25 protein-coding genes are annotated in these 24,906 nt (G+C 46.2%); 21 read left to right on the plus strand and 4 right to left on the minus strand.

Features of this window, described 5'->3' with window-relative positions; translation table 11 throughout:
* The first annotated feature begins 13 nt into the window (after positions 1 to 13).
* Genes BC8716_RS09320 through BC8716_RS09340 form a run of 5 tightly spaced genes read left to right on the plus strand, consistent with a single transcriptional unit; the run spans position 14 to position 4,229 of the window.
* Complete coding sequence (locus tag BC8716_RS09320) at positions 14 to 781, plus strand: SDR family NAD(P)-dependent oxidoreductase (protein ID WP_094425095.1); 768 nt, start codon at positions 14 to 16, stop codon at positions 779 to 781.
* Between the two features lie 17 nt (positions 782 to 798).
* Positions 799 to 1,287: a PPC domain-containing DNA-binding protein gene (locus BC8716_RS09325; RefSeq protein ID WP_050748997.1), complete on the plus strand. Its 489-nt coding sequence runs from the start codon at positions 799 to 801 to the stop codon at positions 1,285 to 1,287.
* Positions 1,288 to 2,772, plus strand: a complete 1,485-nt coding sequence (locus tag BC8716_RS09330) for a class I adenylate-forming enzyme family protein (protein ID WP_094425096.1) — start codon at positions 1,288 to 1,290, stop codon at positions 2,770 to 2,772.
* A 2-nt stretch (positions 2,773 to 2,774) separates the two neighbouring features.
* Complete coding sequence (locus BC8716_RS09335; RefSeq protein ID WP_094425098.1) at positions 2,775 to 3,911, plus strand: thiolase domain-containing protein; 1,137 nt, start codon at positions 2,775 to 2,777, stop codon at positions 3,909 to 3,911.
* A 6-nt stretch (positions 3,912 to 3,917) separates the two neighbouring features.
* Positions 3,918 to 4,229: a Zn-ribbon domain-containing OB-fold protein gene (locus BC8716_RS09340; protein WP_094425100.1), complete on the plus strand. Its 312-nt coding sequence runs from the start codon at positions 3,918 to 3,920 to the stop codon at positions 4,227 to 4,229.
* A 79-nt stretch (positions 4,230 to 4,308) separates the two neighbouring features.
* Here BC8716_RS09340 and BC8716_RS09345 read toward each other — a convergent pair whose 3' ends face one another.
* From BC8716_RS09345 to BC8716_RS09355, 3 genes are read right to left on the minus strand one after another with little or no spacing between them, the layout of a single operon-like run.
* Positions 4,309 to 5,571 carry an MFS transporter gene (locus BC8716_RS09345; RefSeq protein ID WP_094425102.1) on the minus strand — a complete coding sequence of 421 codons (1,263 nt, stop codon included), beginning with the start codon at positions 5,569 to 5,571 and terminating at the stop codon, positions 4,309 to 4,311.
* A gap of 21 nt (positions 5,572 to 5,592) precedes the next feature.
* Entirely contained in the window at positions 5,593 to 6,681 is a 1,089-nt protein-coding gene (locus BC8716_RS09350; protein WP_094425104.1) for an MDR/zinc-dependent alcohol dehydrogenase-like family protein, read from the minus strand.
* A gap of 30 nt (positions 6,682 to 6,711) precedes the next feature.
* Positions 6,712 to 7,485 carry an SDR family NAD(P)-dependent oxidoreductase gene (locus BC8716_RS09355; protein WP_094425106.1) on the minus strand — a complete coding sequence of 258 codons (774 nt, stop codon included), beginning with the start codon at positions 7,483 to 7,485 and terminating at the stop codon, positions 6,712 to 6,714.
* 201 nt (positions 7,486 to 7,686) lie between these two features.
* Here BC8716_RS09355 and BC8716_RS09360 point away from each other — a divergent pair, with 201 nt between their 5' ends.
* The 9 genes from BC8716_RS09360 to BC8716_RS09400 all read left to right on the plus strand — a co-directional run bounded on the left by BC8716_RS09360 (position 7,687) and on the right by BC8716_RS09400 (position 16,143).
* On the plus strand, positions 7,687 to 8,475 hold the full coding sequence (locus tag BC8716_RS09360) for a DeoR/GlpR family DNA-binding transcription regulator (protein WP_094429215.1): 789 nt from the start codon (positions 7,687 to 7,689) through the stop codon (positions 8,473 to 8,475).
* A gap of 83 nt (positions 8,476 to 8,558) precedes the next feature.
* The gene (gene rpiB, locus BC8716_RS09365; RefSeq protein WP_011248449.1) at positions 8,559 to 9,020 is read left to right on the plus strand and encodes a ribose 5-phosphate isomerase B; all 462 of its coding nucleotides are present in this window, start codon (positions 8,559 to 8,561) and stop codon (positions 9,018 to 9,020) included.
* 5 nt (positions 9,021 to 9,025) lie between these two features.
* Positions 9,026 to 10,036, plus strand: coding sequence for a dihydroxyacetone kinase subunit DhaK (locus BC8716_RS09370; RefSeq protein WP_094425108.1), 1,011 nt, complete (start codon positions 9,026 to 9,028; stop codon positions 10,034 to 10,036).
* 13 nt (positions 10,037 to 10,049) lie between these two features.
* Positions 10,050 to 10,679 carry a dihydroxyacetone kinase subunit DhaL gene (dhaL, locus tag BC8716_RS09375; protein ID WP_094425110.1) on the plus strand — a complete coding sequence of 210 codons (630 nt, stop codon included), beginning with the start codon at positions 10,050 to 10,052 and terminating at the stop codon, positions 10,677 to 10,679.
* A gap of 10 nt (positions 10,680 to 10,689) precedes the next feature.
* Entirely contained in the window at positions 10,690 to 11,646 is a 957-nt protein-coding gene (glpX, locus tag BC8716_RS09380; protein ID WP_094425112.1) for a class II fructose-bisphosphatase, read from the plus strand.
* 612 nt (positions 11,647 to 12,258) lie between these two features.
* Positions 12,259 to 13,164 carry a dihydrodipicolinate synthase family protein gene (locus BC8716_RS09385; protein ID WP_011248445.1) on the plus strand — a complete coding sequence of 302 codons (906 nt, stop codon included), beginning with the start codon at positions 12,259 to 12,261 and terminating at the stop codon, positions 13,162 to 13,164.
* Between the two features lie 66 nt (positions 13,165 to 13,230).
* The gene (locus BC8716_RS09390; RefSeq protein WP_094425114.1) at positions 13,231 to 14,202 is read left to right on the plus strand and encodes a tripartite tricarboxylate transporter substrate binding protein; all 972 of its coding nucleotides are present in this window, start codon (positions 13,231 to 13,233) and stop codon (positions 14,200 to 14,202) included.
* An 11-nt stretch (positions 14,203 to 14,213) separates the two neighbouring features.
* Positions 14,214 to 14,648, plus strand: coding sequence for a tripartite tricarboxylate transporter TctB family protein (locus BC8716_RS09395; protein WP_011248443.1), 435 nt, complete (start codon positions 14,214 to 14,216; stop codon positions 14,646 to 14,648).
* Between the two features lie 13 nt (positions 14,649 to 14,661).
* On the plus strand, positions 14,662 to 16,143 hold the full coding sequence (locus tag BC8716_RS09400) for a tripartite tricarboxylate transporter permease (protein WP_011248442.1): 1,482 nt from the start codon (positions 14,662 to 14,664) through the stop codon (positions 16,141 to 16,143).
* A gap of 19 nt (positions 16,144 to 16,162) precedes the next feature.
* Here the strand turns inward: BC8716_RS09400 and rbsK are convergent, their stop codons facing one another.
* Positions 16,163 to 17,038: a ribokinase gene (gene rbsK, locus BC8716_RS09405; protein ID WP_011248441.1), complete on the minus strand. Its 876-nt coding sequence runs from the start codon at positions 17,036 to 17,038 to the stop codon at positions 16,163 to 16,165.
* 197 nt (positions 17,039 to 17,235) lie between these two features.
* Here rbsK and BC8716_RS09410 point away from each other — a divergent pair, with 197 nt between their 5' ends.
* From BC8716_RS09410 to BC8716_RS09440, 7 genes are all read left to right on the plus strand, one after another.
* Complete coding sequence (locus BC8716_RS09410) at positions 17,236 to 18,246, plus strand: LacI family DNA-binding transcriptional regulator (RefSeq protein ID WP_011248440.1); 1,011 nt, start codon at positions 17,236 to 17,238, stop codon at positions 18,244 to 18,246.
* Positions 18,247 to 18,843: 597 nt separating this feature from the next.
* On the plus strand, positions 18,844 to 19,557 hold the full coding sequence (locus BC8716_RS09415) for a YvcA-related protein (protein WP_094425116.1): 714 nt from the start codon (positions 18,844 to 18,846) through the stop codon (positions 19,555 to 19,557).
* A gap of 174 nt (positions 19,558 to 19,731) precedes the next feature.
* Positions 19,732 to 20,430 carry a YvcA-related protein gene (locus tag BC8716_RS09420; RefSeq protein ID WP_094425118.1) on the plus strand — a complete coding sequence of 233 codons (699 nt, stop codon included), beginning with the start codon at positions 19,732 to 19,734 and terminating at the stop codon, positions 20,428 to 20,430.
* Entirely contained in the window at positions 20,423 to 22,417 is a 1,995-nt protein-coding gene (locus tag BC8716_RS09425; RefSeq protein WP_094425120.1) for a DUF6792 domain-containing protein, read from the plus strand. The genes BC8716_RS09420 and BC8716_RS09425 overlap by 8 nt, the downstream gene beginning before the upstream one ends.
* Before the next feature lie 220 nt (positions 22,418 to 22,637).
* Positions 22,638 to 22,895: a hypothetical protein gene (locus tag BC8716_RS09430; protein WP_094425122.1), complete on the plus strand. Its 258-nt coding sequence runs from the start codon at positions 22,638 to 22,640 to the stop codon at positions 22,893 to 22,895.
* 191 nt (positions 22,896 to 23,086) lie between these two features.
* Complete coding sequence (locus tag BC8716_RS09435) at positions 23,087 to 24,034, plus strand: carbohydrate ABC transporter permease (protein ID WP_094425124.1); 948 nt, start codon at positions 23,087 to 23,089, stop codon at positions 24,032 to 24,034.
* Positions 24,035 to 24,053: 19 nt separating this feature from the next.
* Complete coding sequence (locus BC8716_RS09440) at positions 24,054 to 24,884, plus strand: carbohydrate ABC transporter permease (protein ID WP_094425126.1); 831 nt, start codon at positions 24,054 to 24,056, stop codon at positions 24,882 to 24,884.
* Positions 24,885 to 24,906: the final 22 nt, after the last annotated feature.

The raw sequence follows: 24,906 nt of genomic DNA on the forward strand, positions 1-24,906 counted from the left end.
GGAGTGGACAGAAATGTCGAAAATGGTAGGGAAAGTTTCAATCGTAACAGGAGCTGCACGGGGAATTGGCGCCGCTGCTGCGATCGAATTAGCGAAGGAAGGAGCCGATGTTGTTTTAGTCGATGTGCTGTCTTGTGAACAGACGAAGGAAACGATTGCAAACGAAGTCGGTGGGGCAGAAGTTGTTTGTTATGAGGTAGATGTAAAAAATCGCGATGAAGTGGAAGGCCTGATGAAGGCGGTTAATCGTCGATTCGGCCGCATTGACGTTGTCGTCAACAATGCCGGCACTTGTTGCCGTTACGACTTAGAGTCAATGACAGATGAAATGTGGCATCGAGACATAGACACCAATTTGCGTGGGACCTTTTTAATGACACAAACAGCGATCTATCCGTATATGAAACAACAAGGCAATGGCAAGATCATTAACATTAGTTCGATCTCAGGTATTATGGGCGGCCCCTTTGCTTTTAATGAGGGCGAAAAAGCGGAGCGATCTGGACCGGCTTATGCGGCCTCCAAAGGCGGCGTGATTGCGTTTACACGCTGGGTTGCCAAAGAAGTAGGCCGGTTAGGGATTACTTGCAACAGCATTGCCCCAGGACCAGTAGCAACGGAGATCACGAAAGGAATGAACTATCCATTGGCCAATCAAGTGATCCAACGGATGGGTACACCAGAAGATATTGCAGCAGCCGTTGTCTATTTAGCGTCTCCCCAAGCCGACTATGTGACAGGGGAAGTATTAAAAGTATGCGGAGGAAGTGCAATCGGATAAAAAGAGGGAGTGATGAAATGAAGGAGCGTGTGTCCCATCTCTTTAAGGCGTCGGAGAGCCAAACCTATTTCGGTTCGATTTGTGCGGGAGAAGACTTGATGGACAAAATCATTGAGTTATGCGAACAACACGGCATTCGTTCAGGGATGGTCACCTGCATTGGCTCGCTGAAGCAAGCCGGTTTCACGGTTTTTAAAATGAAAAACGGGCGTACAGACGGCTATGCCCCACCTACCGTTATTGCTGAGCCGGTGGAACTAATCCAAGCAACTGGGTTTATTTGTGAAGATGAACATGGAAAACTAGATCTCCATTTGCATGGCATCATTGAAAAACAAGATGAAACGGTATCGGCGGGCCATTTTTTAAGGGGCTACAACAAAGTATGCATTACGGCAGAGTATTGCGTCATTAGTGCTGGCCATGTAACGGGGAAACGCCACTATGATCCGAGTTTAGGTTACAAAGTTATCAACTTTCACCATAGCGGTGTAGGAGGGGATTAAATGGAAACGATTGGGGCGCTCGCCAAAAAAGCTATGCTCCAGCATGTGGATAACGTTGCCGCCAGGGATGAAGGCGGGACGCTTACGTATGGCCAGTTAAAGAAACGCGCCTGCCAGCTCGCCCATGCTTTAATGCAAAGTGGTTTGAACAAAGGGGACCGAGTGGCCACGCTCATGTCCAACCGCAAGGAGCATATTGAAATCGATGCGGCGATCGCATTTGCCGGACTAGTGAAAGTACCAGTCAACTACAGGCTTCACCCAAAAGAAGCGACTTACATTATTGAACATGCAGGAGCGGGCGTCGTCATTGGCGAGAGACAGTTGCTGGCAGGCCTCTCCGCCAACGTTGAACGAATCGACGTGGAGGAGGCATACGAACCGTTTTTGCAAACGCAAAGCGATGATTTTCCTGATGTCGCCGTTGGCGAAGATGACCTTTTTGCGATTATGTATACGTCAGGCACAACTGGGAAACCGAAAGGGGCGATGTTGACACACCGAAACATGATAGCGGGCGCGCTATCGCTCATCCAAGCCTGTGAGATCACGTATGGCGACACCATCGGGCATGTCGCCCCTTTAACGCACGGAACGAATTTTTTGGCGCAAACCGCATGGTTCTACGGGCTCAAGCAAGTCATTTTTAAAAAGTTTGAGCCGAGCGGCTTTATCGATGAATTGGAAAAACAGCAAGTGACGGTGATGTTCATGGTGCCGACACTCGTCAACTTAATGATCCATGACCCGTGCTTTGATCCTAGTAAATTGCGAAGCCTGAAATCGATTAATATGGCCGGCGCGCCAATTGCCGTCCCTAAATTGCAAAAAGCATTAACGGCGCTCGGTCCAAAGCTTGCGGAAACGTATGGCCTCGTTGAAGCGCCAATGGCGATCACGATCATGCCAAAACAGCAGCTCGGGGCAAGGCCGAGCTCTTGCGGAGCGACCGGGCCGTTTGCAGAAGTGAAAATTGTCGCTGCCAACGGCGAAGAGGCGCCCGTTGGCGACATCGGCGAAGTTGCCTGCCGAGGCTCGCTTGTAATGAAAGGCTATTGGCAGAATGAAACCGCAACGGCTGAAGCAATCAAGGATGGCTGGTTTTATACTGGCGACTTAGGCCGGCTTGACGACAAAGGCTACTTGCATCTTATGGATCGTGCCAAGGACGTCATCATTACTGGCGGCCTGAACGTCTATCCCCGGGAAGTCGAAGAAGTGCTCAATCAACATCCAGCTGTGAAAGAAACGTGCGTCTTCGGCGCCCCAGATGAAAAATGGGGAGAACGGATTTGTGCCCATGTCGTATTGCAGGCTGTCGCCGCCCCTGTCACAGAAGAAGCGCTCATTGCCCATTGCACGGAGCATTTGGCCCGCTATAAAAAGCCGAAAGTAATTGAATTTGTGCACGAACTGCCAAAAAACAGCTACGGGAAGATAATGCGGAAAACATTGCGAAACCAATACAAAAAGGCAGGTGTCTGAATATGGCGCACGTGTCCGTAACCGGCACTGGACGAACGGCGTTTGGAAGAAGGAGCGAATCGATTAAAGCGCTGTTGGTAGAAGCGAGCCGCCAGGCATTGACCGCTGCTGGCCGGCCGAAAATCGATGCTGTCTTTGTCGGCAACTTTTTAGGCGGAGCCCTTTCACAGCAAGAAATTCTCGGTGCGATCCTTGCCAATGAGTTAGGCTTAGGGCCTATTCCAGCCATGAAAGTCGAAGGCGCTTGTGCTTCGGGAGGCATTGCTTTTAGGCAAGCGTACCAACTCATCAAAGCTGGCGAATACAACGCCGTCCTTGTCGCAGGGGTGGAAAAAATGACAAACGTTGATACAGAGACCGTCACCAATGCGATTAACGCAGCGATGGACGCCGAATCGAACGAAAGCGCGACGGGGCTAACGTTTCCAGGTTATTTTGGCGCTGTGGCCAACCGCTACATTCACGAAAATGGCGCACAACGAAAACATTTGGCGATGGTCGCCTTAAAAAACCGGATGTACGCCCAAGCCAATCCTATCGCCCAATTTCAAAAGGCTATTTCGTTAGAAGATGTGTTAACGGCAAGGCCAGTTACCGATCCGTTGCGGTTGCTCGACTGTTCACCGATATCCGACGGAGCGGCAGCAGTCATCCTGCAAAAAAGCGAATCAGGCGTCCGCGTGTTGTCATCAGGCCAAGCAAGCGGCACGCCGCTCATGCAAGAAGTCAGCAACTTGCTTAGGATCGAAGCGACACATCGCGCCGCCCAGCAAGCTTATGCACAAGCCGGCCTCGGTCCTGAAGACGTCGACGTAGTCGAGCTTCATGACTGTTTTTCCATCACTGAACTGATTGCGATTGAGGAGCTTGGCTTTGCCGAAAGAGGCAAAGGCTGGGAAGCAGTGGAGCAAGGTCTGACTCAGCATGGCGGCAATGTTCCTGTGAATACAAGCGGAGGGCTGTTATCAAAAGGCCACCCTATTGGCGCCACAGGCATCGCCCAAATCGTGCAAATTGCAGAACAGCTAAATGGCACCGCCTGCAACCAAGTAGATGGAGCGCGCATTGGCCTTGCCCAAAACCTAGGCGGCACTGGCGCGTATTCAGTTGTCCACTTATTCGCTAAGGAAGGGAGCTAAAGAGCAATGAACATGCCAGCAAGCCAATGTCGCCATTGCGGCCGTTTATTCCACAACGGAAAAAGCCACTGTTCTGGTTGTGACCGTGACAGCCTCGATCCCGTTGACTTAAGTGGCAAAGGCAACGTGTACTCGTATACAGAGATTTATGCAGCGCCAAAACGATTCGTACAACAAGCCCCTTATTTGATTGTACTCGTCGAGATGGAACACGGCCTGCGCGTGACAGGCAGGATGTTGAACAGGCCGGTCCAGATAGGCGATCGAGTCGAATTGCACAAAGTAGAAGATCATTGTTACTATTTTGCTGCGCTTTAATCGAGAAAGCGACTGATCGGAGACTTATAATCCATAAAACCCCAGGTGGAACAAAAAATGCCCAACTGGGGTTTTGCTATTAAGAAGCAGTCGCCGGGCTGCTTTCGGCTGTTGCCGTTTTCGCATTGTTTGGCAGTGTAATGAATTTTGTCAAAACAGCGCCAAGCAAATGAAGGCCGGCAATGAGCCAAATTAAGCCTGTTACGCCAATAAAGTCGAAAAACAAACCGACAAGCAAAGGGCCAACAAATACGCACAGGCCAGCGCCTAAATTCAAAATCGCCATCGCCGCGCCCTTGTCTTCTTTTACTAATGAAGGAACTAACGCAGATAATGGTACATAGCCGGCAATACAGGCGCCCCAAAGGATGCCGACAATTTGCATGGCGAGAAAGTTGCCGCCTGTCAACGCTGGTGTATAAAAGAAGACGACTGTGAAGATAGCGCAGCCAACTCCGCCAAACCACATCACTGTATTGCGCCAGCCAAATCGGTCGCCAATCAGGCCGGAAAGAAGGTTGACTGCAATGTTGGAGATGAAAATCGTCCCCCATAAACTAAGCCAAGCGGATGTACTAAGCCCATATTCGACCGCAAAATAAGTTGGAATAAACACTGGAAAGGCGTACTGGCCTGTTTGGTTAATAATGCGGACAAGCCCAGCGATGCCCACTTTCGGCTCGTGTTTAATGATTGTAATGCCTTTTAACAGCTCTCTCCACTTCGATGTTCCGCTTTTTGCTTCTTGGCGAACGATTTTGTCACGGTTAATGACGAGTGCAAACAAGGCTCCAAGCCCAATGAACAAAAGTGCACTCCAAAGTGTGTTGTGATGCCCTAAATGTTCAATCGCCCAAATGGAATAGTAAGCGCCAAGCACGTTTAAACCGCCTGTGAAAACAAACCAAAACCAACCAACAGCAGCGCCAAGTTGGCGTTGCGGCGTCCGGTAAGCGATCCAAACAAGGAATCCGTAGGCAAAGAGAGGGTAGCCGAATCCCCGCATTGCGTACGTGACGAGCATCAACGGGTAATTCAAGTCGCCGATTGCAAAACCAACAAAGCCAACGGTGCCAAGTGTGTATAGCAATACGCCGAGAAACATCGTTTTTTTCGCGCCAAGGACTTCAAATAATGTGCCTGAAAACCAAGACGAAACGGCAATAGTCACGCCATAGGCTGTAAATAAGTAAGCCGATTGCTGGACAGAAAGCCCCTGTTCAACTAAGTAGGGGCTTAACCAACCGATTTCAAGGCCATCGCCAACCATGAAAAGCATGACACCGACATATCCCCACAGCAAATGGGAAGGCAAGCCGACTTTGTTTATTAAATGGGTCATAGCACTTCCTCCTCGATCTTCTTACGCCTGTTGCGGCTTTAAAATAATTTTGAGTGAATTTGAACCATTTTTCATAAGCTCAAACCCTTCAGCAAACCGTTCAAGAGGAAGCTCATGTGTGACAACGCCTTCTGTCGGCAAGTCGCCATTGGCAATGCCTTCAATCACTAGCGGATAACAGTATGGGCCTAAATGCGAGCCAAGGATATCCAGTTCTTTTCGGTCGCTAATAATGCTCCAATCAACTGTGACAGGATCTTTGAAAACGCTAAATTCGACAAAACGGCCAAGTTTGCGGATCATGCTGAGCCCTTGTTCAACGGAAGCAGGGTGGCCAGTTGCTTCAATATACACATCGCAGCCATAGCCGTCTGTCATGTCTTTGACTTTCTCCACGACGTTGTCTTTGGCTGGGTTCAACACTACATCTGCGCCAAATTGTCGGGCAAGTGCTAGCCGCTCATCCTTCAAATCGAGAACGACGAGCGTTTTGGCGCCAGACTTTTTGACGGCGCCAATCATGCCGAGGCCGAGAGTACCTGCTCCAGAAAGAACAACGATATCGCCTAATTCAATCCGGGCCCGCTGGACGGCGTGCATGCTGCACGCATAAGGTTCAATTAGAATCGCTTGTTCGATCGGCAAATCTGCCGGCACTTTGTAGTTGATCGCCTCTTTTGTGAATTTCATATATTCTGCCATCGATCCGTTGACATTGTTTTGGAATCCGTATAAGTCATGTTTTTCACACATCCAGTACTGGCCGCGATTGCAAAACCGGCACTCCCAGCACGGCACAATTTGTTCGGAAATGATCCGGTCACCGATTTCAAAGTCGCCAACCCCGTCGCCTTTAGCGACCACATGGCCGATAAATTCATGGCCTGGAATCATAGGGGCTTTAATATAAGCAGGTTGTGTGTCATCGCCCCAAAAACTTGGCGCCCCGTCGAATGCTTTGATATCGCCAGCACAAATGCCTGTTGCTTCTACCTTTACAATGATTTCTTTGTCGTTTTCAATCACCGGCACGTCGACTTCTTCCAATCGATAATCTTTCGGGCCGTAAGCGACAACCGCTTTCATTTTTTTAGGAATTGAATCGTTCATCGTGTTTTCCTCCTGTATGTGCGTTATCGTTTACCATGTGGTATAGCCGCCATCCACAACGATGATGGAGCCAGTTGTAAAACTAGATGCGTCAGATGCTAAATAAACAGCTATGCCGCTTAATTCATCTGGACGACCAAGGCGTTTCATCGGAACGTGGTCTAGGATGTGTTCGAGCTCCCCGCCAGGCGCGAATAACGGCCCTGTCATTTGCGAGGCCATATAGCCAGGCGCTATCGCATTGACACGTATCCCATATTGCGCCCATTCTGAAGCGAGTGATTTGGTCAGCATACTGACCGCGCCTTTTGAGGCATTGTACGCACTCTGTGCTTCCCGATTGGCAATCATCGCAGACATGGAAGACATGTTCATAATCGAGCCTGACCCATTAGCGACCATATGTTTGCCGACTTGTTTAGATGTCAGGAATAAAGCGTTTATGTTCACATCCATCGTTCGTTTCCAATCGCTGTATGTCATGTCCAATGTATCGATTTTCTTTACAATCCCTGCGTTATTGACGAGCACATCGATTCGTGGGAATGATTCCAATACACGATCAACCATGGCGCCGACTTCTTCCTCTTTGCTGACATCCGCTTGAATTGACCGTGTGTTGACCGAATAAGTAGTTGTAATTTCTTGTGCTGCCTTTGCAGCAGCTTCAGCGTCAATGTCTACAATCGCTATGTCGCAACCGAAGGCCGCTAATGACTTTGCGATTGTAAAACCAAGGCCTTGGGCACCGCCAGTTACCACTGCATGTTTCGTCGATAAATCAAATATGGTAGATACGGTCAAACGACCACCCCTTTCGTAAGCGTTTTCAAATCAGATATTGAAAATCATAACATTGTTTTCGTTTATGTCAATATTTTTGTTGAATACTTTTGTTTTATTTTATTTGTAGTCATATTGTGTTTGCGTATCCATTCGTTGGTTTAATATAGTAAGATACATGATAAGTGAAAAAGAAAAAAGGTAGGGCGTGCCATGAAAAAAATGTTTGTAGCAGAACGAAGAGATTCGATTTTGGATATATTGCGTGAAAGCAAACGAATAACAGTAAAAGAATTGTCGGAGCGCTTAAACGTCTCTGAAGCGACTTTGCGTATGGATCTAAATCAATTAGAGAAACAAGGAAAGCTGGAACGTACCCATGGCGGGGCGATTTTAATCGATGACTTGCCAGCTGTGAGCGAAAAAGAGACAAGCTTTTCCTATCGAAAACAACAAAATACAAAAGAAAAAACATTACTAGCGGAAGAAGCGAGCAAAATGCTATCCGACGGAGACTGCATTTTGCTCGATGCTAGTTCGACCGCACTTGAATTGGCAAAAGTCTTAAATAGCAAAACATTAAAACTGACGGTTGTCACAAGCGGTGTGTATACGGCGCTTGAATTGCGAGACCATCCGACGATCACAGTCATTTTGCTTGGCGGCGTATTGCGGAAAGGTTCCAGCTCGCTAGAGGGATTGCTCGGAGCGTCGATATTAGACGAAATCAATGTCGACTATTTGTTTACTTCGGCCAACGGATTTTCGAAATACGCTGGTTTAACGGATTTTAATGTGTATGAGGTGGAACTGAAAAAACGCATGGTTGAAAAAGTCAATCAAGTCGTTGCCTTAATCGACCATAGCAAAATCGGCAAAACATCAATTGCGACGTTTGCCCAGCTGGATGAAATTTCACTCGTCATTACAAACAAGGAAATCGACGCTGACTTTTCAGCTGTTTTAACCGAAGCTGGCGTAAAAGTAATTAACACAAACAACAATAAATAACAACAAACGAAAATAAATGATTGACAAAAATAATCCTATTTGCAAAAATGGAGCTAAGGAAAGGGTGAAAGGGGTTACATCAAGTGAAAATTGCGATTGGTTCTGACCATAATGCGTTTGAACTGAAAGAAGAATTAAAGACGTACATGATAGATGAGGGCTATGATGTCGTTGATTACGGTTGCCACTCTTGTGAAGCAGTCGACTACCCAGATGTTTCCTTCCGCGTCGGCAACGACATCATGAAAGGCGAGATCGACCGTGGCATCCTGATTTGCGGGACAGGAATTGGCGTCGCGATTGCAGCAGGCAAAGTGCCAGGCATCCGGGCCGCCCTTTGCCATGATACTTATTCAGCTGAACGGGCGCAATTGAGCAACAATGCCCAAATCTTGACGATGGGCGCGAAGGTGATTGGCCCAGAAGCGGCTAAAAAAGTGTTAAACGCTTACTTAGGCGCTTCATTTGCAGGCGGTCCCTCAGCGAGGAAAATCCAACAAATCGCCGAGCAAGAGCAGGCATACCTTGAGCAGGAAAGCAGGTAAGAGAAATGAAAAAACTCGTAAACAATCCCGATGTTGTTGTGGATGAAATGATCGACGGCTATTTGAAAGCGTTTCCGAAGTTAGTGGCGAAAGTCGAGGGAAGCGGGCGCGCCCTTGTCGCCAAACAGTCCCTTCATGGAAACGGAAAAGTTGGCATCGTCATAGGCGGCGGTTCCGGCCATGAGCCAGCGTTTATGGGCTATATCGGCCGTGGCATGGCTGATGGCGTGGCCATTGGAAATATTTTTGCTTCCCCACCGCCACAGCCAATCGTAGAGGCGACCGAAGCAGTCAATCAAGGCAATGGCGTCGTATACATTTACGGCAACTACGCAGGCGACATCATGAATTTCGGCATGGCTTCTGATTTAGCCGATATGGAGCACGACATAAAAGTAGAATCGATTATCGTCCGTGACGATGTCGCTTCTGCGCCAAAAAGGGAAAAAGAAAAGCGAAGAGGAATCGCAGGCGAATTTTTTGTCACTAAAGTGGCAGGCGCCGCTTCTGCCAGGGGAGACGACTTAAGCGAAGTCGTCCGCTTAACGAATAAAGCAAATGAATCGGTGCGCAGCATGGGAGTCGGATTGACGCCGTGTGCATTGCCGCAAACAGGCAAACCGAGTTTTGTCCTTGGTAAAAACGAAATGGAAATCGGGCTTGGCCACCACGGAGAGCCTGGTGTTGAAAAAGGACCGCTGCAACAAGCGGACGATGTGTGCGACCGCCTCATTGACGACATTTTAAACGATGGCGGCCTTAAAGCTGGAGACGATGTCGCCGTGCTTGTCAACGGACTAGGTTCCACGACGCAAATGGAATTGTTTATTATGTTTCGGAGAGTCGAACAGCGCCTGAGCGAAAAACAAATCAACATCCACCGCAGTTATGTCGGCAATTATAGCACATCAATGGAAATGGGCGGCTGCTCGGTTACGCTTATGAAAGTGGACGAAGAACTAAAAGCGCTCATCGATGCGCCAGCCGAATGCCCGCTGTATGCCCAATACGAGTAAGAGGTGACAACAAATGATCCAAGCGACGGATTTAAAGAAAGCGCTTTACTCAATGCGCGACAAAATGGCAGAAGAGCGTGATTATTTATGTGAATTAGACCGCCACCTAGGCGATGGCGACCATGGCGTCACGATGGACATTGGCTGGAAAGCAGTCGCACAAGCGCTAGACGACCTCGATGCCGAAACCGATATTAGCGTCATTTGCAAACAAGTGGCGATGGCATTTTTAAATGCCGTCGGTTCTTCCGTCGGCCCCCTTTATGCGACTGGTTTTTTGCAAGCAGGCAAACCGTTTAAAGGAAAAACCGCTTTAACAAGCGAAGACGTCGCCACCTTTTGGATTGCGTTTGCAGAAGGAATAGAAGCGCGAGGCGGCGCAAAAATAGGCGATAAAACAATGGTCGATACCCTTGCGCCAATGGCCGCCTACCTGCGTGAGCGAGAAGGCGGATTCGACAGCGAAGGAGCGCTTGCCGCCGCCAAAAAAGGGATGGAATCAACCAAAACGCTACAAGCCAACGTTGGCCGCTCAAGCCGTTTAGGAGAACGGTCGATCGGCACGATCGATCCTGGCGCCGCTTCAGCGTTCTTGCTATTTAAAGCCTTTTGCGACTCAGTCCAGCCTCGAGAAAAAGTGTAGGTAGACGAAAATGAGAGATTTTTTATTTTCAATGGCCCACGTAACCGAACAAGCAGCCGTCGCCTCCTTTCCTTGGATCGGCACAGGCAATAAAATCGAAGCAGACCGGGCGAGCACCGAGGCGATGCGGGCAGCGCTAAACCGCATTCCCTTTCGAGGCAGAATCGCGATTGGCGAAGGAGAAATGGATGAAGCACCCATGCTGTACATCGGCGAAATTGTCGGAAACGGCAGCGGACCGCTGTTCGATCTCGCTGTCGACCCCCTCGACGGGACAACGCCTGCCTCAAAAGGGCAAGGCGACTGCATCGCCGTACTAGCCGGAGCACCGCACGGCACATTGCTTCATGCCCCAGACATGTATATGGAAAAGCTGGCGACTGGAACCGAAGCCAAAGGGGCCGTCCATTTAGACGCGCCGATAGAAGCAAACATTCAAGCCGTAGCCCGCGCCAAAAACAAGGCAGTGAAAGACGTCACAGTCATTGTCCAAGACCGGACACGCCATCAAAAACTCGTGCAACGAGCAAGGCACACAGGCGCAAAAGTCAAATTGTTCCACGAAGTAGACGTGACGGCCGCATTAGCAACCGCATTGCCCGACCACGACATCGATTTATTTGTCGGAATCGGCGGCGCACCAGAAGGCGTCGTAGCCGCCGTTGCAATAAAATGCTTAGGCGGCGATTTCCAAGGACGGCTGCTTCCAGACGACCAAGAACAACTTGCTCGCTGCCAGCAAATGGGCCTCGCCAACCCCAATCAATTACTGAACCTTCATGATTTAGTCGCCTCACGACAATGCTTTTTTATCGCCACAGGGGTGACCGACGGCCTGCTCGTCGACGGCGTCAAAAAGAACAGCCAAGGCGAACTCGCCACCCACACCTTTATGGTCGACGGAGTGTCAAATGAAATCCGCGTTGTCCAGACGATCCATCGTCCTGAACAAGTATTGATAAAATAAGGAAAGAAGCTCCACGTGTGTAGCGTGGGGTTTTTTAGTTGGGAGGGGATGGGCGGAAAGGAAGGAAACTAGTTGTTACGCTCAGATAACGCTCAGATATTGATGCTTTTAAGCTACACTAATAGAAAATGCCTAGTGGGGCTCACTATGAAAAATGATGACTTTGACTTGGGCTAACTTATGGTTTTATGTAGAATTCAACCTGAGTCTCCTTGTTAGAAGTCAATGATCTTTGACACTCCACATCCTACAAAGGGCTCTTTTTATTTCACTCCTCTCAGAACCTTCTAACAGGAAGCTCCTTTTAATAGGGAACTTTCGCTGTCGTACTCCATGTAAGTTTGAATTTCCCATCTCGCTTTCCTTCAATCGCCCAAAGCGTGTCGGCGAACCTTTTTGATTTGGCTTTTTATAAGAGTTTGGCTGTTAAACAGCGTCAGCAACTTTCTGAAAAAAGCGCTTGCTGATTGAAAAACATTCGGTTATACTTCCGATATAGGAAAACGTTTTATCATGAATGTAGCAGTTGTATTGCTTGCTCAAGCGTTTTGATAGGACTATTTTCAACTAAAACTGAAAACGTTTTCCTTTTAGTATAAGGAGGATGATGATGTGAAACGACTGTATGGGATTACAACAGCAATGGTCACGCCGTTCACAGAAACTGGAGAAGTAGATGTGCCGGCTGTGCGTGCTCTCACTGATTTCTTGATTGAGAAAGGGGTGCATGGCTTATTTCCTTTAGGAACGACTGGGGAAATGAATAAATTGAGTATTGAGGAACGGAAACAGGTAGCTGAAGCGGTCATTAGTCAAGCGGCTGGAAGGGTCCATGTTTTCATTCAGGTTGGTGCCCAGACAATGGGAAGCACGCTTGAATTGGCAAGGCATGCGCTTGAGGCAGGCGCGGACGGGATTGGCGTTGTTACGCCATTTTTTCTCGGTGCCGATGATCGGGAACTGGAAGAATATTATGTAACAGTGGCAAAACAGTTGCCGGATGATTTTCCGGTGTACTTATATAACATCCCCCAAGCATCAGCGAACGATTTGAAGCCAGAGGTGGCCGAACGCATTGTGAGGCGGACTGAAAATGTGGTGGGGATCAAATACAGCTATCCAGATTTTGTTCGTTTGCAAGAATATAGTTTTGTAAATGGTGGTGACTTTTCTGTATTGACAGGAACGGACCGCTTGTTGACTGCTGCACTAGCTTTAGGGTGCGACGGCACGGTATCCGGGGTTTCTGGCGTATGGCCTGAACCCTTTGTCAGAGCATATGAAGCGTTCTGCATGGGCGATTTAGAAACAGCAAGGACGCACCAATCGGTGGCAACGGCTTATTGTGTAGCGTTAAAAGGAGGAAGCAACATGTCGTATTTTAAGGAAGCGCTTAAAATGCGCGGAATTGATGTAGGCGGCATGAGGCGACCTCAATTGGATTTGACGGCTTCTCAACTGAGCGAGTTAAAAAGCGCATTGAAGAAGGTGGAGTCTAGAAATAGTGATATCAATTAATAGAGATTTAGCAAGTCTGCTCGGACTATTATAACGGCTGTGCATGATTAGGGAGGGTAGATAAAGATGGACAGGCTTACAAACCTTTTTATAAGCATTGTGGCTGCGTTATGTTTAGCGAGTTGTTCAAACCAGAGTCCGGAAGAAGCTGCTGAACGTTATCCTGAAGACCAAGTCAGCCTCATTGTCCCGTTTGCAACAGGAGGGGCTTCGGATGTGGTGTCTCGCGCTGTGGCAATGGCGATGGAGGAAGAGTTAGGTGTCCCTGTTGTTGTCGTCAATAAAACTGGCGGGGTAGGGGCTATTGGCGTGTACGATGTCATGATGGCTAATGCAGATGGCTACCGAATCGGTTATGTGCCAGTAGAGTTAGTGATGTATGACGGATTGCAAATCGCCAGCATTTCGCCATATGAATTTGCCTATATCAGTAGGCTAATGGAAATTCCGGCAGCGATCACCGTTTCTGCCGATGCTCCGTATAATACGCTCGATGAATTTATCACTTATGCGAAAGAACATCCAGGCGAATTGCAGATCGGTAATTCCGGGACAGGATCGATTTGGCATATAGCGGCAGGCGCACTTGCCCAAGAGGCCGGGGTTGAGTTCAATTATGTCCCTTTTGAAGGGGCAGCTCCGGCTGTTGGCTCATTGCTTGGCGGTCATATTGACGCGGTGTCCGTCAGCCCTTCAGAAGTAAAAACGGGGCTCGATAGCGGCGACTTAAAATTGTTAGGAGTCATGGGGAACGAGCGAGATCCAGTGGTTCCCGATGTGCCGACGATGAAGGAACAAGGCTATGATGTCGTTTTAGGCGGCTGGGGCGGGTTTGTCGCTCCTAAAGATACACCGGAAGAAATCATTGCCGCGTTAGATGCCGCGATCGAAAAAAGCATGGAGACGGAAACCTTCCAGACATTGGCAGAATCAAGGGGGTTGACGCCAGCTTATTTGCCTGGCCAGGCGTTTGAAGCGTTTGCGGTGGAGCAATACGAATTCTTTAACGAATTGATCCCTAGCATTGAAATGGAGTAGGAGGGATAAGATTGAAAACAGCGAATTTGCTACTCAACGGTACAATTACGGTTGCATGTCTCATCTTTTTTTATCAAACGTTTCATTTTCCAATGCTTTTTGGCATTGAAGATTCCGGGCCTGCCCTTTTTCCAAGAATCGCTTTAGCCGCCCTTCTTTTGTTTGTCATAATTGATAGCGCTGTCATAATAAGGAAACGAGATGGCGAGTTCTTTTTCACAAAAGAAGAAAGAGGAAACCTTTGGAGATTAGCGCTTTTAATTGGTTTGTTGGTTTTCTTTGTTTTCTTTTTAGGAAAGCTCCCGTTCTTGATCTTGTCGCTTGTAACGATGTTTTTGATTGGTTTGGTGTTTCAGTTAAAGTGGGGGCCGGCTTTGCTGACAGCGGTTGTTTTGACGTTCTTTATCCAATTTGTCTTTATTAAAGGGCTCAACATTATCCTGTAGGAGGTGCTTATAAATGGATACAGTCATGTTGGTTTTGCAGCCAGGGGTTCTTTTTTTTATGCTACTTGGAACGTTTCTTGGCCTGTTTATTGGCGCTTTACCTGGCTTAACCGCAACAATGGGGGTAGCGGTGCTAACGCCGCTAACATTTTGGCTCGCTCCACAGGAAGGATTGGCTATGCTTATTGCGATTTATTGTACGGCGATCTTTGCCTCTGGTATTCCGGCTATTCTTGTAAACACGCCGGGAACCCCTGCTTCCGTGACAACAACGTTTGATGGCTATCCACTTACGCAACAAGGGAAGCAAGGAGTGGCGCTTGGAATTAACGCCCTTTATTCAGGGCTTGGTGGGCTGGTGAGCACGGCGTTTTTAATCTTTGCGGCTTTCCCGATTTCAAAGGTGGCACTTCTATTTGGCCCCGCTGAATATTTTGCTTTAGCAGTATTTGGGCTGACGATTATGGTTAGCGTCTCTTCCGGCTCCATTATTAAAGGGTTGATTTCTGGTGGCATCGGCTTGTTTATTGTTACAATCGGGCTCGACCCGATCCGGAACATTCCCCGGTTTACCTACGATTATCCGCCTTTGCTTGAAGGGTTGTCATTCATTCCGATTATGATTGGTTTGTTCGGGCTTGCTGAAGTGTTTAGCCAAATGCTTTCCAAGCAAACAACGAAGACTGGAACCACTGAGAAAGTGGGGCGGATTCTTCCGAATAAAGCGGAACGAAAAGAAGTCCGGAAACCGTTTTGGATGTCTTCGATCCTGTCGACGTTTATTGGGGTCATCCCTGGAGCCGGCGGTGATATTGCTTCGATTATTTCCTGGAACCAAGCCAAGAATATGGCGAAAGGAGAGAAAAAAGCCGAGTATGGAAAAGGCTCCCTTGGCGGACTAACTGCCTCTTGCACGTCGAACAGCGCAGTCATTGGAGGCGCGTTTACAACAATGATGACGTTGGGCCTGCCTGGGGATGCTGTTACAGCTATTTTAATCGGTTCATTGATGATGTACGGGCTTGATCCAGGACCGGCGCTGTTTACTGAAAATATAGAAATGGTCCATCTGATCTTTGCGCTCTTGATTATCTCCAATCTGCTTGTAATTGTGGTTGGGTTACTTGGTTCCAATCTATTTACAAGAATCATTCAAATACGCCAAGAATTTATTCACTTAGCAGTTGTGCTGTTTTGTATCGTAGGAGCTTACGCGTTGAATAACTCTTATTTTGACGTTTGGGTGATGGTCATTGCTGGCTTTTTTGGATTGCTCTTCAAAAAATTACGTATCCCTCTTGGTCCGCTCATTTTAGCCCTTATTCTCGGACCATTGGCTGAAGCGAATTTCCGGCGCGCAATTATGATTAGCGGAGGAAGTATGGATATCTTTTTCACTAGTCCTATCGCCATAGCCTTATTTGTCATAGCTGGACTTTCAGTTTTAATTCCTATGTTTAGACGAAACCCTAAAAATAACGCCCCTTCCGCTTAAGGAAAGGGCGTTTGGTGTGTCAGGTGCCTAGGCGATGCACTACTTGCTTTTTTGTAGGCATGCCGGATTGTGCTCCTGCTTTTTCAACGGAAAGCGAGGCAGCGGCGTTGGCGAAGGACACTGCTTCAGCTAATGGATGTTCGGATGCCAAAGCGGCAGCAAAGGCACCGTTAAATGTGTCTCCAGCGCCAGTCGTATCGACAGCTTTTGCTAAAAATCCATTGACGCGGACAAGACGGTTGCCATCATGGTAGGTGGCGCCTTTTTTTCCTTCTGTCACAATCAGCTTATTGGGATAGTTCCGAACCGCTTGTTCAACTGGTTGTTTAAAGATGGTTTGGCACTCTGTTTCATTTGGCGTTATAAAGTCGACTAGATCAAGCATGGACGGCGATAACTGTTGGGCGGGGGCAGGGTTTAGAATTGTGGTGCATTGTTCTTCCTTGCCAAGTTTTGCGATCTCTTCAATAAAAGGCAGCGGTACTTCAAGTTGAAGAAGCAGGACTTTTGATTGCCGCAACAGTTCCCGGTACAGCCCTGCCTCCTCGCGCTTCCAGCTAAAATTAGCGCCAGGAGCGACCACAATAGAATTGTCATTATTTGTGACAGTAATCATTGCCACGCCGGTATGTGCCGCGTTGTCCACGTCTATGTAGCCTGTTTCCACTTGTTCGTTTCTCAAGTTCTCAGTCGCAAGCTTTCCATACGGATCATTGCCAACCCGGCCTACCATTGTTACCGCAGCACCTAGCCTGGCAGCAGCAACGGCTTGATTGGCTCCTTTCCCTCCTGGATTGGTTCGAAACTTGTCGCCGAGCACGGTTTCCCCAGGCACAGGCATATTACTTGTGTAAACGACAAGGTCGATGTTGATGCTTCCAACAATGGCGATCAATGCAAACGCCTCCTTTCCCGAATACCTCTATTTTACAATAAAACGTTTTCCTAAAGTAAGTCCTAATATCATAACTCGTATAAAAGTATCTTGCCTTTTGTGCCAACTGATAAAGGGTAAAATATGATAAAATAGATACACCAAATGAGGGAATACGTAAGGATTTTGTAAAACGTTTTGTGAGAGGGTCGATTGATGTGAAAGTGACGATTAAAGAAGTGGCACGTCATGCTGGCGTATCCATTGCGACTGTATCGAAAGTCATTAATAACAGGGATTATGTCAGCGAGAAAACACGCGAAAAAGTCAAAAGAGCGATAGCGGAACTGCAATACGAAGTTAATGCAAATGCCCAAAGCTTGAAGGCAGTGCGTTCCAGAAAGGTAGCGGTGCTCGTCTCGGATATTTCCAATACGTATTTAATGTCGATTGCCAAGGCGGTAGAAGAAATGATCCGCTCCATCGGCTACCATATGATCTTGATGAGCCATAACGATGCGCCAGATATAGAGTATGAGCTTTTGCAGATTGTGCAACAGCAACAAGTTGATGCAATGGTGTTAATCCCTACAGGAGAAAACAGTAGCACGATTAAACGGATGGTGACCCTTGGCGTACACGTCATCGCCGTTGATCGAAAAGTGAACGATTTGCAGACAGACTACATTGCCGATGACAATTTTTACGGTTCATATGAATCGGTTCGTTATTTGCAGTCGCTCAGGCATCAGCGCATTGCTGTGCTCTATGGCCACCGCCGAAATTCCATTGGCGAAGAACGGTATCAAGGCGCACTGGCAGCTTTAAAAGAAGGAAACACATACGACCCGACTCTGTTTCGTGGAGCGAATTTTAAAGAAGAAGAAGCCTATCGCCTCACCACTGAGTTGCTATCACTCCCGGAACCTCCAACAGCAATTTATAGTGCTAACAATACAATGACCCTTGGCGTTTTACAGGCCATAAAAGAACGGGGATTGGAAATGCCCAATGACATTTCTGTGATTGCCTTTGGAGATGAAACGCAATGGAAACTTTTTAGACCAAAGCTAACACTCATGGTCCAACAAGCTCAGCAAATTGGCCTTGAAGCAGCGATTATGCTAAAAAACCGTTTAACGATAGAAAAGCCTTACCCAGTGCAAGAGCGGATTATTAAGCCGGTTTTGCAACAAAATGAGACGTGCAACGTGCTTAGAGGACATTAACGGGGATTGGGGTGGGGCTAAGAACGAAAAAACGTTTTGATATCACCGTTATCGACGGACACGAAAGACAGCTTCTCCAAGTTCACGGCGTTATTCCTCCATTTATTAGGAGGATCTCGCTGTCGCACTCTTTGTGAGTAACGGCTACTTCCAGACGACCAACAATTTGCCCGCTGCCAGCAAAGGAACCTCGACAACCCCAATATTACTGAATCTTCATGATTTAGTCGCCTCACAACAATGCTTTTTATCGCTACAGGGATCACCGACGGCCTGCTCGTCGACGGAGTGGCAAACGAAATCCGTGTTGTGTAGACGATCCATCGTCCTGAACAGGTATTGATGAAATATGGGGAGAAGCTCCACGTGTGTAGCGTTGGGTTTTTTAGTTATGAGTTACGTGCTAGCTGCTGGATAGGGCGCTGAATGACGAATAAAAGACAAACCAAAAAAGAAGCTGAATCAAATGGTTTTCCCCTCTAAGCACCAGTAAAATCCATAGGTCTAACCTCACAAGTCTTATATCAGTGTCATTATTTTCATATTTATGCTAAAAATGATAAAAAAGCGGTAGTGAGGCCTAAGGAGTCGAGCAGAATGAACAAAAGCAAGACATTGCTGGCAGTTGTCATTGCCATGATGTTAGGAGGTTGTGGCCAAATGGGTAGCTCACCAGAAGAAGAGCCAGAAAAAACACCAGCAGAAATGGACCCGGCAGACTTGCCGCAAATTGATGCGTTTCAAAATGAGTATTCCCGAGAAATGATGGTGTCGACAGAGCCAGTAGCTGATGGGTATTATTTAATGCGCTCAAAAATCGGTGCCTTTACGATTTGGTTTCCAGAAGAGGCCGTGTTTATGTACAATGCGTCTGGCGTTGACGGGGATCATTATGAAAAAATCAGTTTTGCTTATGAAAATGAAGAGGAAAATCGAGGATATGTAGTCGGGTTTCAATATAACTATGGAGGAAATGCCAAAAAACCAGAACGGCTTTTGGATAACTTAAGGGGACGCTGGGATTATGAGGAAGAGTGGAAAGAAGTTGAGGATGAACACGGTCTTACATACTATGGGTATACAATAGAAGATTTTAAAGGCTATCAAAATTATGTTTTTATGGGGTACAAAGTGTTATCCCAGGAAGCGCCTCAAGCAATGGAGTTTCTTTATGTCGTTTCATGTTTAGATAAAGAAGCAGAAAGTTGCGAAATAGATTTTTCAAAAGAAGAAGCGTATGTGCTTCAGTGGGTAAAGTCGATTCAGTTTTCAGGGACTCGTGTCGATGAAGGCGAGACGGATGGCGAATGACGAACTCTTAAAAAGACAAACCGATAAGAAAGCAGAATAGCTTCTTCTCTCTCCAATCGCTTTCCAGTAACACCCGTAGGTATAACCTCACAAGTCTTATGCCAGTGTCATTATTTTCATATTTATGTTAAGAATGATAAAAAAGCGGTAGTGAGGCCTAAGGAGTCGAGCAGAATGGACAAAAGCAAGACATTGCTGGCAGTTGTCATTGCCATGATGTTAGGAGGTTGTGGCCAAATGGGTAGCTCACCAGAAGAAGAAACAGAAAAAACGCCAGCGGAAATGGACCCGGCAGACTTGCCGCAAATTGATGCGTTTCAAAATGAGTATTCCCGAGAAATGATGGTATCGACAGAACCAGTGGCGGACGGGTATTATTTAATGCGCTCGAAAATCGGCGTTTATACGATTTGGTTTCCAGAAGACGCCGTGTTTATGGACAATGCATCTGGAATTGATGGAGACCATTATGAAAAAATTAGTTTTGCTTATGAAAGTAAAGAAGAAAATTGGGGATATATAGCTGATTTTGAGTATTTCTATAGCGGTAGCGCGAATCGGCCAGAAAACAAATTAGAACGTTTGCGAAGAAGGTGGGATTTTGAGGGAGAATGGAAAGAACTCAAAGACGGTAAGACCACTCTATATTACGGGGTAAAGGAAAACGAAACCGAATACGGATTAGAAGTAGTGATTATTGGTTTTAAAGTATATGAAAGCGGGGTACCTCAGGCAACCGAATTTTCCTATATTGCCTCTTGTGTGGATAATAATCTAGATACTTGTCAAGTTCATCTAGACGAAGAAGAGGCTTTTGTACGTACGTGGGTGGAATCAATTGAATACACTCAAAGGGAGGAACACGATGGTTAACCAAGAGTTATTAAAAAAAGATGAGTTGTGGCTTCGTATTACCGAGTTGGAATATAAAATGAAACATGGTATGTCTAAAGAAGCATTTGAAAAAGAAGTGCGGCGAATTTACATTGAAGAAATGGGAGAAGAGCTTCCAGCAGACATGAAAATTTATACTTCAAGCGAAAGTAGCGAATTAAAATCAGATTATGATGGTACAGTACTTTATTTCGAAAACGAGGAAAAGAACATTAGCCAACTCTATGTTATTTCGCAAGGTTCTAATGACTCTGGTGATTGGTTATACAATGCGATTGGCTTGTTTCAAGGGAAAGATGCTTCACAGGCCGAGGATGCACTTAATTTGCTGGATGAGGCTGAAGTACAATTTGGTCTAAAAGGTAAGCAACCAGTTAAAATCGCATTAGGTCATTCGTTAGCGAATAATAATAACTTGACTGCCCAAGTTCTTGAACAGGAATTTAACCAAATATATGGAGTAAATGGTGCACAAATTAATGTGTATCAACTTTATACTGCAGATACCGATTTCAGACAAAAAGTTAATCAAAACTTCAATCTACTTAGAACAGACAAAAACGCAATCTACACCCTCCCTCCTGATAAACTAGAACAGTTCGCCGTCGAGTACATAGAAGAAAAAATCGACACTAGTTCTATCCATCAGCTCCGTTCGAGCAATGACCCCCTTTATGCGTTGATGGAAAATACGAGAGGGTTTGTGACTGTTCCAGTAGAAGCGAAAGAGGGGATTGTAACGAACAAAAATTATGCAGGACTGTCGCCGCTTCTTGCCAATCTGCCAGATGAGGAAATCGCCAAGTGGCAAGCGATTTTTATGCCAGCCGCTGATGCGTATATGGATAATGGAGTGGATGGTGCCCTCGACGTGTTGGAAGAAATGACGGGTCTCAAGCGGACGGTGTTTGATGATGTGAGCGAGTTGCAGGCTGATCTTCAACAATTGCTGGAAGCGGACACGATTGATTTGTCAGAGTATCCTGTCTTTATGCGGGGAGAGATGGCCCGTTCCCATGCACTAGGGCAAGTAGGGGCGAAAATTCCACAGGCCTTTGATTTGTTAAGCAAGGGACTAACAGAGTTTTACCATATTAAGCAATTCCAGCGGAACGTAGGACCGATCATGGAGACGGTTCAAGGCTTAAACGATTCGGCTGAAGAGGTGTTCGGGTATTTGGTTGAGGCAGGCTATATTGATGAGGCTTCGAAAGACATCATTGTTAAGGAATTGAATGGGTTGACGGAATCGCTGGAAGTCCTTCATGATTATAAGCATCTTGAAGACGTATATAAAGAATCACCGTATTTAATTCGGGATGGAGGAAGTGGACTGTTAGGAAGTGACGTGGCTTTTTTGCTGCTGTTAATCGAACATGGTGAAAAGTTGTATGGCCATTGGCAGGCTTTAGAAAAGGAATTGCAAGAAGTTATGGATGAAATCGGCCATAGCCACAGCATCCATGAATTGTTGAACGCGCTGAATGCAGAAAACGGTGTTTCGTACTACAACAACCAAATGATAGTGAGCACACAACACGGAGGCGAGGAAATCCGTGTTAATTTAAGTGCCACTGTCGAAGCGTATTACAACGGCCTATCCATTGTTGAGCAGCAACAGGAAAAAGTGCAAGCGTTTGTGCGCCTGTATGAGCATGAGGTCGTAGAGGATGTCGAAAACCGAAAAAAGGCGCTTGTCCAAGCGTTTGATGATATGGAAAGCAACCCTAAGGCCTATCAGCACTTGTTAAATAAAAGCCATGCGCCAGCAGGCAGCCGTATAGAGCGAATTGTCGTCCATGACCAAATTGGCGGAATCACATTGCCTGAAGGGCCGGTGTGGGAAGCGGCTTTGGTGGAACAATTGGAAAAGCAGCGCACCTTCCTTGAAAAGATGCGTGAAGGGATCGAAGATATTTTTGATGAAGAACATAACGTTGCCGCGATTTTTACACTTTCGGGGTAATAGGAGGATTGATGTCCTTCAGGGAACAAAAATTGATAAAAAACTATTTCATTTTTCATCACACGCTTAGTAGAGCTAGCGTGTTTTTTTGTGTGCTAAACATGTTTAATCCTTCTTCAGATTAAAAGAATGGCGAAACCTGACATTCCTTGTCAGGAGAGTTTGTATCATGATTAGAAAAAACATTTGAAAGCGAGGGTAAGAAATGAGTCGAGCAAAAATGAGGGAAAAAGCAAAGCAAATAAAAGACAGGGAGAAAGAACACAAAAATGCGATCCAAGCCCAGTTGCGTACGAAAATGCAACAGGTTAAGCAACCATCTATATCACAGAATCCACCAACAATATCCATCAGCGAACAGCTGCAGATAGAAAGGAAAAAACGGAAGCGTCTATCAAAGCAGTTACTTCATATGGAAAAGAAGATTGAGCAAACAACGGCTATACTCACAAAAAAAGAAGCACAGACGGGGATTTGATTAGATTGACTGTCTTAGCGACTAACGTTTTATATGAACTTATTGGACTATAAAGGAAGATATTAGTTTGGGGCAGATTGATGAAATCTGGGCTTTAGTAAAAATTATTGCAATTCTCCTCAAAATAGCGTTAAGCCATGAGGCGGTTTCTTTCTTATAATGAAGGCAAATCGTCAGAGAGGAGATAATAGATGCGTATACAGACAGAAGAGTTATTGGCTTCCTCGAAATCAGCTAGGTTGAGAAAGAAGCAAAAATCGTCGCTTGAGAAAAATGAACATATAGCGGGCTGGCTTTTTGTTGCGCCGATGTTGATCGGCGTCTTTATGTTCGTGTTGCTGCCGATTGCGGCAACATTTGTATTAAGTATGACGGATTGGAAATTTGTGCAGAGCATGGATCAGCTTAAGTGGGTTGGTTTCGGGAATTTTACTGAATTGATGAGTGACCGTGTTTTTTTAAAGTCACTGTTAAACAATGGGATTTTTTTATTGACAGTCCCTATTTGTATGGCGATCTCGCTTTTGTTAGCTGTAGTTATCAATAAAAGCGTTTACATGAAAGGCTACTTTAAAGTTGCTTTTTTCATGCCCTACATTTCAAGCGTTGTCGCTATTGCTGTGGTCTGGCAAGTGTTGTTTCATCCTTCCGCTGGTCCGATTAATCAGACATTAATGGCTTTAGGGATAGATAACCCGCCAAAGTGGATTGCTGATCCCAATTTTTCCTTGATTTCAGTCATGCTGATTCAAATATGGATTTCTGTTGGGTTTAATTTGATCGTTTATATTGCTGGACTACAAGCGATTCCGAAACAATTGTATGAGGCGGCGGAAATGGATGGAGCCAATGGATGGGATAAATTTCGCAAAATTACGTTTCCGATGGTGTCTCCGACTTCTTTTTTCTTATTGATCACCGGCATTATTGCCAGCTTTAAAGTGTTTGACCTGATCGCGGTGCTAACAAAGGGCGGGCCGATGCATTCCTCCAGTGTACTGGTTTGGCACTTGTATGATACGGCTTTTGTCAATTTAGACATCGGCTATTCATCTGCGATGGCGATGGTCCTATTCGTAATTGTTTTTCTCATTACGATTATCCAATGGGTCGGCCAAAAGAAGTGGGTTAACTACTGAGAAAAAAGGAGAGACGGTTTTGAAACAAATCAATGTACGAAAACTCATTACCACAGTTATTGTTTTCTTGACAAGCCTTTTGTTTTTATTGCCATTCGCTTGGATGCTGTCTACGTCATTTAAAATTGAAGCCGATGTGTTCACTTATCCGATCCAATGGATTCCTGAAAGGTGGAACGGTTTTAACAATTATATGGAAGTATGGTTTGGCGATTATCCTTTCTACCTTTATTATTGGAATTCTTTAAAAGTAGCCGTGTTAACAACTGTCTTATCTTGTACAGTTTCTGCGCTTGCGGCTTACGGGTTTTCAAAAGTGCGGTTCCCAGCAGGCAAATGGTTGTTTTTAATTGTCCTTGCGACATATATGGTTCCGCAGCAGGCGAGTTTAGTGCCCCAGTTTATTTTGTATCGCCAAATTGGCTTGTTCGATAGCCATCTTGGGCTTATTTTGCTAGGGAGTTTCAGTGTTCTAGGAACATTTATGCTGCGGCAATTTTTTATGGGCATTCACGATGAATACATTGAAGCGGCTAAAATTGACGGCGCAGGCCAATGGAAGATCTTTTGGCGGATTGCGCTGCCGATTGTTAAGCCAGCGATTGCCACATATGCGATTTTGCGTTTCATTTGGACATGGAATGATTACCAAAATCCGCTGATTTTTTTACGGACCGATGCTTTATATACGATTCAGTTGGCTATGCAAAAGTTTACAACCATTAATGGCGAGTTTTATTCACTGATTATGGCGGCTGCTGTTTCTGCGATCTTGCCATTGCTACTTATTTTCATCTTCGGGCAAAAGCAAGTAATTGACGGTATTGCGCTTGGTGGGGTCAAAGGGTAAAGGCAAGAATAGATGTCAAATT

The sequence above is a fragment of the Shouchella clausii genome, from assembly GCF_002250115.1.
GTDB lineage: Bacteria > Bacillota > Bacilli > Bacillales > Bacillaceae_D > Shouchella > Shouchella clausii.